The organism is Fannyhessea sp. C0108B2 (genome assembly GCF_056583915.1).
The window spans coordinates 1-11,347 of the sequence record NZ_JBWPJQ010000012.1; the positions used below are offsets into that span (position 1 = coordinate 1).

At 41.0% G+C, this 11,347-nt stretch carries 6 protein-coding genes and 1 pseudogene; 5 read left to right on the plus strand and 2 right to left on the minus strand.

Annotated features, from left to right (window positions below; translation table 11 throughout):
- A pseudogene (locus AC1DBT_RS05835) lies at positions 1-293 on the plus strand (hypothetical protein); the annotation flags it as partial.
- An 11-nt stretch (positions 294-304) separates the two neighbouring features.
- Here AC1DBT_RS05835 and AC1DBT_RS05840 read toward each other — a convergent pair.
- The gene (locus AC1DBT_RS05840) at positions 305-715 is read right to left on the minus strand and encodes a hypothetical protein (protein ID WP_311444555.1); all 411 of its coding nucleotides are present in this window, start codon (positions 713-715) and stop codon (positions 305-307) included.
- 304 nt (positions 716-1,019) lie between these two features.
- Positions 1,020-2,315 (minus strand): hypothetical protein, encoded by a 1,296-nt coding sequence (locus AC1DBT_RS05845; protein ID WP_480018991.1) that lies wholly within the window; start codon positions 2,313-2,315, stop codon positions 1,020-1,022.
- A gap of 171 nt (positions 2,316-2,486) precedes the next feature.
- Between AC1DBT_RS05845 and AC1DBT_RS05850 the strand changes: the two genes are divergently transcribed.
- From AC1DBT_RS05850 to AC1DBT_RS05865, 4 genes are all read left to right on the plus strand, one after another.
- Positions 2,487-2,708, plus strand: a complete 222-nt coding sequence (locus tag AC1DBT_RS05850) for a DUF4417 domain-containing protein (RefSeq protein ID WP_480018995.1) — start codon at positions 2,487-2,489, stop codon at positions 2,706-2,708.
- A 930-nt stretch (positions 2,709-3,638) separates the two neighbouring features.
- On the plus strand, positions 3,639-4,901 hold the full coding sequence (locus tag AC1DBT_RS05855) for an ATP-binding protein (RefSeq protein WP_480018992.1): 1,263 nt from the start codon (positions 3,639-3,641) through the stop codon (positions 4,899-4,901).
- Positions 4,902-5,550: 649 nt separating this feature from the next.
- Entirely contained in the window at positions 5,551-8,442 is a 2,892-nt protein-coding gene (locus tag AC1DBT_RS05860) for a BspA family leucine-rich repeat surface protein (RefSeq protein ID WP_480018993.1), read from the plus strand.
- Between the two features lie 1,257 nt (positions 8,443-9,699).
- On the plus strand, positions 9,700-11,347 hold a 1,648-nt coding region (locus AC1DBT_RS05865; protein ID WP_480018994.1), incomplete at its 3' end, for an InlB B-repeat-containing protein.

An 11,347-nucleotide genomic window follows, 5' to 3' on the forward strand; every position in this document is an offset into this window, starting at 1 on the left:
TGCACCTACAGAAAGTTTTGATTACATGCGATGATGACAATATCGGATCAATAAAAGTTATAGAAAATAATGGCGGAATTTTGGAAAACAAAGTAAAAATAGCGTATCAAGAGGAAATGTTACAACAAGAAGGTATTGGATTACTCTATAGGAAAAATATCCAGGTAACCCGTGCAATAGTTAGACTAATTGGCATATCCCCACATACGAAGTTTTTGAAAGGGATTAATTGTATCTGTACTCCCCGCTTAATCCACGTAAAGAACGACGTAATGGCGCTACGGGCTAAATAGCCAAGCATGTTTTAGGCTTTGCGCTTTTGTTTTCTTCTTCGTAAAAACTCTTTAACAATAATCGGAATTATAGTTGGGACACATTCAGTGGTTAAGAAAAATGTAATGTACAGGTAAGTCCAGCTACTACCCAATTGTTGAGGAGACTGTTGTGCTATCAATAAATCAATGGCTGGTGCGATGAGCGCGATAGCGATGGTTTTACAGACTCCTAAGTTTTCGAGTGTTTTTGGATTAACAACGATTGAATAAAGAACAAGGTTTGTTAAACCAAGTGCGTGGAGTATAACGATGAATAAAACAGGTGAGTCATAAACAATTTCTGGATCGATTGATATAAGCCATTTAAGAATCAAACTTAAAAGAGGGAGCAATAATGAAAAAAGGAATAATCGTATAGCTTGATACATAGATTTCTTCATTACAACCTCCTTACCATGTACTCGCGTAACTCATACGTTTTAGCTCACGGAAGATATCTAGAGCATACCAAAATGTATCTAGAGCATAACAAAAATCCGCGTTAAGTGGAATGGTTATTTACAGGTTAAACAGGTCTGCGTGGCTACAATTTTGGTTAAAAAGCCGCTATAAGCAACCTCACAATAAGCAGGTAAAAAGTAAGATGGCTCTCCCATTGCGAGAAAGCCATCTTATATAAGTTACAGCCCTATACTGTGCGTGTTTTCTTTACTCTGCCCTCGAAAACACACATCGGCTTAGAACTTATTCGCTATTCAGCGATTCCTCCCAAGCGGGATTTATGGCAATATCACTAATGCCTACATTATTTTTGCGATATTCAGCTAAGCTACTTACATCAAATAGATGTTCGTATGTGCCGGTCTTAAATACATAACGAGAGAACTCAAGAGGATCATCTGTGTCCTTCCCTCTGATAAGGCAATATACTGCAGACGGTGTTATTTTAAACCTAACATACTCTTTTCCGTCAGGGAGATCTTCAAACTCATAAAGCTGTTTGGCAGCTCCTGTTGTCATGTCAATTGAAAACACCTTACCACTCGTAAGATAATAGCAGCTGGTGCCCTGTATAACGCCTCTGGCTCTGCAAACTCCTAAATTAGAACCAACAAAATTGCCTTTTTCATCTACTACATCAATAATACGATACGTGTGATCTTTGAGGTTCCACTCTTCTAACACGCCATGCCCCGCACGATGATCCTTGCCGTCACCTGGCTCACCATCGGGATAATCAAGTTTAAAACTTAAAAGATAGATACAGTCACCTAAGCGCTGATAACATGTATGTGCATGCACAACGCCCCTACGGTAAGGAATACTTTCAAGCACCTGCGGGTTTTGAGGATGATTTGCTGGATACGCCTGAACTAAAACGTCGAAGTTTTCTATCTGTGCAAGTTCTTCATCTGATACACCTGAATGCTTTTGATAGACCTCTTTGGCTTGATCAAAAAGATTGGGCGCGTGTATAGTTTGCGTTATAGCATAAAGCGTATCATCACACGCTCCCATGCTCATATATCCGCCACGGACATCAATGATTTCGGTTTTTTCTGAATCCCCTAAAATAACAGGTTGTTTATAGCCATCGGGAGATCCTCCCGCTCCATAGAATGCCATAAACCCTTGCACGTTATTACGCGGATAACGAGCATATTCTATTGCCAGCTTGATGTCGCGAGAAAGAACTTTTGTTCCTTCTTCATTGGTAAAGAATTCCTGATCAGGGCCGCCATAAAAAACACCAGCATGTGTCCAGACGAGTTTTGCAGAATCCATCTTGCCACATTGAAACGCGCGGATATTACCAGAAGGATCAGCAAGCACCGTATATCCAGTTTTTGGAATGAGGCTTGTATCACCAGCAATATAAACACTAGTTAGGCGTATGGCAAGCGCTTGATCTTTTGTAGTAAAATCTCGAGCGCTTATAGTGGGAGCTGGCTTAAAGAAATAGTAGAGAGCAAACAATGCGCTGCAAACCACCGCGCAGGCAATCACTGCTAAAAGTCGACGTTTCATAGAGCGGTTCATAATTGGACCTCCCTTCATCAGACATGATCGAAATCTTGCCTTATGTGGTTATATTGCTATTATTTTATACTATTTTCTTGAATCTATTGACAGGAATTTAATTATTACTTTTCAATTGTTTGAGTTTATACCGCACGCTCCAATGTAAGCAAGCACCAGCTCTAATATTAGATTTGCGCGACACGTTGGGGTGATGAGAGAACTTATGCCAATGAACTTTTTGGCGAAAAAGTAGCTTTTCAAGGTGCTGATAAGCACAGCATTGTTTCGATTGGAACCTACGGACAAATAAAAACAGCTGAATCTAAGCGATATTTTCGAGAAGGCTTACAGGCAATGTTAGACGAGCTAGAGCCGCGCGTTGTGCTTGTATATGGCGCAATGCCAGTTTAGTATAAAATTTAATATAGAAATGAAACAGAGGCACATAAAGCCGCGAGGAATTAGGATTATTGCTTACAAAAAGATAATGCAAAAAAGATAATGAAATGCAAATTATCCCGAATTATTTGTTATGGATAGACCGTCAATGTAACACTGAAAAGAGGAGGTTGGATAATCCTTGCTTGTAATTGAAACTGTCGTATTATGCGCTGCGTTTTTTGTGCTCTGTTTTGTCAACACGGGCACTGACGAAAAAAATTTAAGAAATTATATGTCGTACCCCAATGAAGTTCAAAAGCGCATCAAAACAATCAAAGCGTACCAGGGCAAATATGCAACAACGAGCAGATTCACCGCGTTCATTATAAATTTTTTACTATTTACCGCGTTATTTTTGTTGATGGGTATTCCTGTCCGACAAACGGATTATATTCATAATTTTATTAGTTTGCTAATTTTAGGTGAAACGTTAAATATTTTTGACCTTATCGTTATCGATTTATTGTGGTGGAGAAATACAAAACGAATCAGATTGCTCAAAATACCACAAAAGGAGATCTACCAAAATCCTAACAAACACGTGAGCGCTTTTGTGAGAGCGCTGATTCTGTATGTCTTTGTTGCAATGCTTGACGGATATCTATTGACTCTATTTTAATTGGCAACCATAAGGAAAGCTATTTTATAAGCATCGTGCAAGCCATCCTCAATGGAATGAGTCTAGCCGAAAAGCTTTATTAAGCCTTTGGGCTTTAGTTTTACTTTAAGACACCAATTCTTTTTTCATAATAAAGTAGCCATTAGGTGCAAATTATATCTTTTTGGTCATTAGAGTCCTTGAAAAGCCACAATTAATCGTTCATAATAAAGTAGCCATTAGGTGCAAATTCGCATTGATATGTCATTAACGAAATATTCCATATGATGGAAGGCACAAATATGTTCGGAAAAGAAATAAAGAGAGATCACTATATTCAAAGACTTATTGCATCAAAGAATAACGGACTGATCAAGGTGATCTCTGGTATGCGTAGGTGCGGAAAAACTTATATTCTCATGAAACTCTTCTACGACTACCTGATTGAAAATGGTGTCAATGATGATCACATTCTGCGAGTAGCACTGGATGACAGAAGAAATAAAGAGTTGCGCAATCCAGATATGATGCTTGCTTTTATTGATTCACACGTGAAGGACAGCAAAATACATTATGTTTTCATTGACGAAATTCAGATGATGGATAACTTCGTTGATGTTCTTAACAGCTTTCTACATATGGAAAATCTGGACGTATATGTCAGTGGCAGTAATTCGAAGTTCTTATCCTCGGATATTGTTACCGAGTTCAGAGGAAGAAGTGACCAAATTCAGATATATCCGCTTTCTTTTTCTGAATTTTTGTCTGTTTATGAAGGTGACAAAAGAGATGGATGGGAGGAATATTGGCGGTTCGGCGGCCTTCCTCAGGTGGTGCTGATGAAAAGCGAGGAGCAAAAACGTTCCTTCCTTCTATCAGTATTTGAAAACACATATAAGAGAGACATTTTAGAGCGACACAGTATACGGAAGCAGAGCGAATTCAGCGATGTCCTCAAAGTTATTGCCTCATCTATTGGGTCACTAACAAGCACCAGAAAACTTGCCCAGACCTTTAAGTCTGTATCACAAGTTTCTATTACAAGAGCAACGCTAGAAAAATATATTGCATTTCTAACTGATTCTTTTCTTATGGAACAAGTAGTTCGATATGACATAAAAGGAAAAAAATATATTGGCAGTCCCGTGAAATATTATTTTACGGATATCGGAGTAAGAAATGCCGTACTTGGTTTTCGACAGATGGAAGAAACTCATATCATGGAAAACATCATATTCAATGAACTGAAGCGACTTGCATATCAAGTTGATGTCGGTAGAGTTCAGGTGTCGGAAACAAACAAAAATGGTGATTATATTCGAAAACAGACGGAAGTAGATTTTGTCGTAAATAAAGCGGATCAACGATTTTATATTCAATCTGCCCTGTCACTTCCTACCAGAGAAAAGACTCTGCAGGAAGAAAAGTCCTTGATGAATATAGGCGATGCTTTCCAGAAAATCATTCTAGTCGGCGGGAGCGTAAAACCCTGGCATACAGAAGAGGGTGTTCTTATCGCAGGGTTACTGGATTTTCTTCTGGATCCAAATATTATATATCAGTAATTCATGTGTATGAGCCTTTGTAATCAAGTCTTGAACAGGCCATATTGAGCAAGATTTTGCTTTATCTGTTGAGTTCTAACCGCAAGCATACGAAAACAAGACATATGGAAAAATCCAAACAAAGCATTATCTGAAAATACACTCGAAGCGTATAATACATGCAAAAGCACGTGCAAGCGCACGTTCGCGAGCGCGTGCACAGCTTGCGCGTATATGTACACGTTCGCGCACATATACATGCACGCCTGCAATACATGCGCACATTTGGCACCGTAGCTGCCAGCGGCAACTACTTTCAACAATGGGGGCAACATAATGGCTGCTCAAGACTGTGATTCTCAAAGTAAAGAACCCTGCACTCTATCGTCTGCAGATTATACTGCCATTATGAATAAGAACGTTGGGTACATCAACCAAAAGGGCGCACAGTTTTACACAATGTCCAATTATGCCGATGCAGTGCAGTACTACCATATTGCTGCTGCTATGGGTAACTGTGACGCCATATTCACTTCAGAGTTCGTCTGCGCTTTGAAAACACCGATGCTACATTCATGAGTTTAGGTGTATAATAATCATAAATTTAATGTATAAAGCCTCTTAACTGCATATTTTTTGCACATATGCTGTTCCACCGAAAAGGATGACAATGAAGAAAAATAACACTCCTAATCGTAGAATTTTTGCCCTACTTAGTGCTGGTTTTTGCGCAAGCACGTTGGCTTTAACTGACGGGGTCGTAACCAATGCTTACGCCGCTTCTCGTGCGAGCGATATTTCTTCTGGTGCTGTTACGTCATCTACTGTTACATCTGCTGTTAAAGAAGCTAAAACACATAGTTCCGTTGAGGGGAGGGGTATAGCAAGTTCCAATCGCTCCCCCATTCAACCGGCACCAACTCAAATTCAACCAACTTTAACTCCTACTCAACCTGCTTCAACCCCCATTCAACCTGCACCGGCTCATATTATCGATGATGCAACAGCCAGGAAAATGGCTGGCTGTGAAGCAGAAGTTCAAACAATAAAAGGCGTTAAATACCTTGTAATCAAGCCAAAAAATGCTGCCGGATCTGGCATTATCAGCGCTAGTTATAGACCAGAAGAATTTGAAACTCTTCACAATAAGCTTATAAGCGATGAAGCTTCTGGTGCCACTCTAAAATTTGAAGGCAAAGTATATGGCTATCACGATCTACATCTATGGCAAGATCCTTCTGATGTGATAAAAAATATTTCGCTATTTAGCAATTCGAAAATAAAATCGCTAGGCAATATAGATACATTTGATGTAAGTAACGTTACCAAGACAACTAAGTTATTTAAAGGTTGCACGAATCTGGAAAGCTTAGACGGTTTGGAAAACTGGAACATAAAGAACGTTACTGAGATGAAGGGAATGTTTGAGGGTTGCGAACAAATCACAAATTTAAACGCATTGCAAAACTGGGATACTAGCAAAGTTTTTGAAATGGATAGCGCGTTCAAGGATTGCAAAAAACTAAAAGACATACAGGGATTGCGCCAATGGAATGTTTCAACAGCTAGATTTATGTCTGAGGTATTTTCTGGATGCGAAAGCTTGGAGACTCTTGATGCGCTGAGCACTTGGAATACACCGAACGCAGCGTATATGGACAAAATGTTTTTTAATTGTAAGAACTTAAAAAACATTACGCCTCTAGCGAATTGGAAAACGGACACACTTAAAAGCGTAAAGTACATGTTTTCAGGCTGCACATCTTTAACCGGAAGCAACAAACTAAATACTATGTCAGATAACACTTCCAATACATGGAATACGAAATCACTCACATTTCTTCAGTCAATGTTTGAATCCGCAGGCAGCAAAGACCTAGTATTGGATGTAAGTAATAAAAAGTTTAAAAGTGATCTTCCAGCCGGCAATCTGTTGCTAGCATGGGCTTCATCTTTTAATGATTCAGATATGTTCAAGAACTTTAAGGGTATTGTTATTGCCAACAACTGGACTTTTAGCAAGAAACCGGGCGATCCTAAAGTAAGTAATAATCTTAAAACAAATCCTCTTTCTGACGGAACAATAGCTACAGACACTTTCGGCGAAGAGTACTACACGCACAAATGCCTATTCTTTACCGATAACGATGTGTTGCTAAATGGTATGAAAGATGCCGTTTATTACGAAAAACCGGTCATCGTGAACTATCAGGGCAAGGAAATTAAACTGTATTTGCCTGCAGCGTATGATTCGCGCATTAATGGCAGTGTATCAACTGATCCTGTGGCAATAATGAAGTATCACGTTCAAAACGCAATGAAAAAGGCGCTGAATGAATTAAGACAAGCATATACTAATGCTAATTTGCCTGAGGATTTTGAGTTCGTGCCTTTTAGTTCTGATCAGCCTAAAGATGCATTTTCCGTTTTTGATATGGAATACCATCTTGCAAAAATTGAGACTGTTGATGTTAAAGGAAAGATGAAGTATGAGGCTGACGGGGAGCTTGCATTTAATGAGAAAAAGAAAATAAAAGATTTTAAAGATGGTAAAAAGAAAGTTAAAACAGGAAAAGTAGTTAATGGAGCTTGGAGCGATACTGCTACCGACGAAGAGGTGCTTGAGGCTTTTAATGATGGTTCAACTAAGGTTGGCAATGTTAAGGTTGAGCATGAAGGTAACAAAACTATTACCACTACGTATGATGTTGATCCCGATACGGGAGACCTGAAGAATCCTAAGGTTCATACATCAATGCCTTGGGAAGAGATTAAGAATAATGCCATTCCTGTAGAGCCAGATCCTGAGCCTGAGCCTAAGCCTGAGCCAGCTCCTGAGCCGCAGCCTGAGCCAGAGCCTGAACCGCAGCCGCAGCCGCAACCGCCCACACCAGATCCAAATCCGTCACCGCAGCCAGAGCCAGAGCCTAAGCCTGAGCCAGCTCCTGAGCCTAAGCCTGAGCCAGCTCCTGAGCCGCAGCCTGAGCCAGATCCGAAGCCGCAGCCTAATCCGCAGCCGAGCCCCACGCCGCAACCTGGAGGAAGCGATACAGGTGATACCCCAGATGGAGATCTTCATCCTAACATGAATGATTCTGATAATGATTCAGAAAATAAGCCTGATGATAATCCAAGCGGTACCAATCTAGGCGATGGCAAGACAGACGGTACTGATTCAGACGGCGGACGCCTAGGCATTGACTCGAAGAACAGGGCTAAAAACACTCCAAATAGCAGTTCGAATAGCAACTCTGCGAATGCTCGAAGCAATAGCGATCCAAACAATAGCTCAAGTAACGGTTCCGAAACTAGCTCGAACGATAATTCGAACAGCGATGCTAAAGGCGGGCACAATAATGACAATGACTCGACTACCAGCCTAAACAGTACTTCTACAAAAAGCAGTGCCGTAGATACGGCCAGCGATAACACTAATTTGATTGCTTCTATCGTGAGAATTCTTATTGCTATTGCAGCAGTTGTGGGCGGATTTTTCTTCTTGTTCCCGTTTCTTAAGCGCAAAAAGAATCGTAAAGGCACAAGACATAACGACACTCACTAATAACGGCGCATAATTCCCATGCATTTAGGCGTAAGGCGGGCGCTTGCTAACTGAGCGCCCGCCTTGTTATGTGCGCATCCCCATGTTGCATCAAAGATTTTAAGTTGAAAACCAGAAACATCCAGGCATCACGACTAAGCATCGCGGCTAAGATGGCGACATATGAGCAGCTTAATCGCTTTATATTCGAGAAACATGCTCATTTGAAGTGGCGGCCTATGGGCGCACCGAGTAGTTCTTTTTGTTATCGCTGATTGTGGGTTGGAGTCGCAGCGGGGTGTGAGCTACGCATACACTGCGTCTGTTGGAGCTGCGTTGGGGTTGTTGCTGAGGCAAGGCGTGACACTGCCTGCAACCCACAACCGCATATGGCCTGCTAGCGTGCACGGCACGAAAAGCGCATTTTGCATTTTCCCAGGTAGTCGCGCGGGGCTTTTTGGCGCATTTCTCAAAATTGTCTCAAAGAGCAATTTTCGGCTCCCAAACACGTGTCAAAGTGGAATTTTCTAATATTGCACACAAATTTGGTTAGAACGACGCGGGAAGCGTTTTAGCTCAAGATTTTGCGGCGGCGTTTTCGAACAAGCTTTTACAAAACATTTCGCTTAATATTCGAAAAAATCCTTGTTTGACACGAGTTTTTGTGACGCTGCGCCACAGAACCAAAAAACGTATTTGCATTTGACCAGGTAAGCGCATTGGTACAGTTTTGAAAACCTCTCAAAAGCGGCGCGAAGGGCAATTTTTGGCTTCAGAACTCGTGTCAAACGGGGTATTTTTCGAATTTTTCTCAAAATTTTTTTAAATAGGGGCGCAAGAGCATCTCTTGGCGGCAAATCACACGAATTTCAGTGCAGTTTTACCATGCAGCGTCTCCTTTGGACCCAATTTTAAGGTCAATGAACACCAGGGTTCCTCTCAGGAGCACAAATTATGTCCAACGAGGACAGGGCAGCAAAAACATTAAGAAAGTATTCTTAGAACTGGGCGCTCCTTTAAAAAGCAGCACTTAAATTGGAATTACCTTCAATCATCTTAATTGGATCACAAGGACATCAGCAAAGCTGTATGTAAAATTAGAATATAATATACATAAAATATATTGAGTACAAAAGAACTTTATCTTACAATATACTCACGGAAAATGAGCATTATAGCGGTTATTTTGCCAAGTTGAAGGTGTATATTGTAGCCTACTTTATAAGACATCATAATCCCCTATATACTCCACTATGCACTAACCGTATAGGAGGATTTATGTCTCAAAAAAATAAAAAATCCAGTGCTGTTTTACCTGTTATTTTAAGTGTTGGTATGTGTGCAACCACCGTAGGCGCAGCGGTTGCAGCAACTACTCCAACATCTGCATATGCGGCAAGCGCTATAGGCAGCCAAACGCAAAGCAATGCCCAGAAGACAAGCGGTACACCCAAGGATACGCAAGCGCCAGCAGCCGCATATCCTACTGTTACCTTTAAAAATGGCGACTCCACGATCGCCACGGTACAAGTTAAAAAGGGCAATTCCACTGGTTCCGACACTCCTTCAGACATAAAAGATACGGGTCACATCTTCCTCGGGTGGAGCACTGAAAACAATGCTACTGCCGCGAATTTTTGGGATAAAACACCTGTTACTACCAATACAACTGTGTATGCAGTATTTAAGAAGGACAAAGATGACCCTGCTCAGAAAGCGAGTGTAACATTCAACATTGATGGCGCGAACGTCAATACCATGCGCGTTGAAAAAGGAAAAACGCTGGGCAATAGGATGCCAGCTCAACCCACTAAAACTGGCTATGATTTCCTCGGGTGGAGTACAACCGAGGGTGCAAGTGAAAAGACCCAGGTGAACTTCACATCCGCAACAACCGTTTCTGCCAATACCACTGTGTATGCTGTGTTTAAACGTCAGATTGTTATGCAAACGGTTACTTTTAAAAGCAATAATGATAGCAGTGTTATCCAAGTTGAAAAAGGAGAAAAAGTAACTTCAACTCCAAGCGCGGTTGCTCCAGACGGTTATAGGTTTGTTGGATGGAGTGCAAAGCAAGATGGTACAGGTCCTAAATTTGACTTCACGAAGAGAATTACACAAGACATAACAGTTTATGCTATTTTCAAGACAGAACCTGGTGTAATTGACATTGTTCCAGATCCAATTCCACCTGATCGTCCTATTTTGCCACCTAATCCTGGTGGCCATATTCCGGATCCAGATGATCCGCTTCCTTATCCAGACGAGCCGGAGGATCCCGATGATGATTCACAACGGGAGTATATTGTTCATTTTACTGTTGAGGGTGCTAGATATTCTGATGTACATGTAGTAAATGGGCAAGGAGTTAATAGTGAAATGCCATCAAATCCTTCTCTTGAAGGATATAAATTCCTAGGGTGGAGTACAAACGGTCATTGGACAAGTAAAGATGACGTTGATTTTACATCGAGTACACCAATTCATAGGGATACATACGTTTTTGCCGTATTTGAACCTGTGATGTGTGATGTCACCTTTAAGAATGACGATGCATGGCTGAGCACCTATTATGTTAAACAAAATGAAACATTAGACAGCAGTAAATTTCCAGCTAGTCCTAGTAAAAGTGGCTATAAGTTTGTAGGTTGGAGTACCCAGAAAAATGCTACTGACGCGGATTTTTCGAGCACCAAAGCTATTTCTGCAGACACAACCGTATACGCTGTGTTTAAAGCCAATCCATACGAAACGAGCCATGATGTTGTGTTCGAAAGCGATGGCGCGTGGATCAAAACCGTTCAAGTGGAAGATCAGAAAACTGTCACTGATGCCGATATGCCAACTGATCCTAGTAAAAGTGGCTATAAGTTTGTAGGTTGGAGTACCCAGAAAAATGCTACTGACGCGGATTTTTCGAGCACCA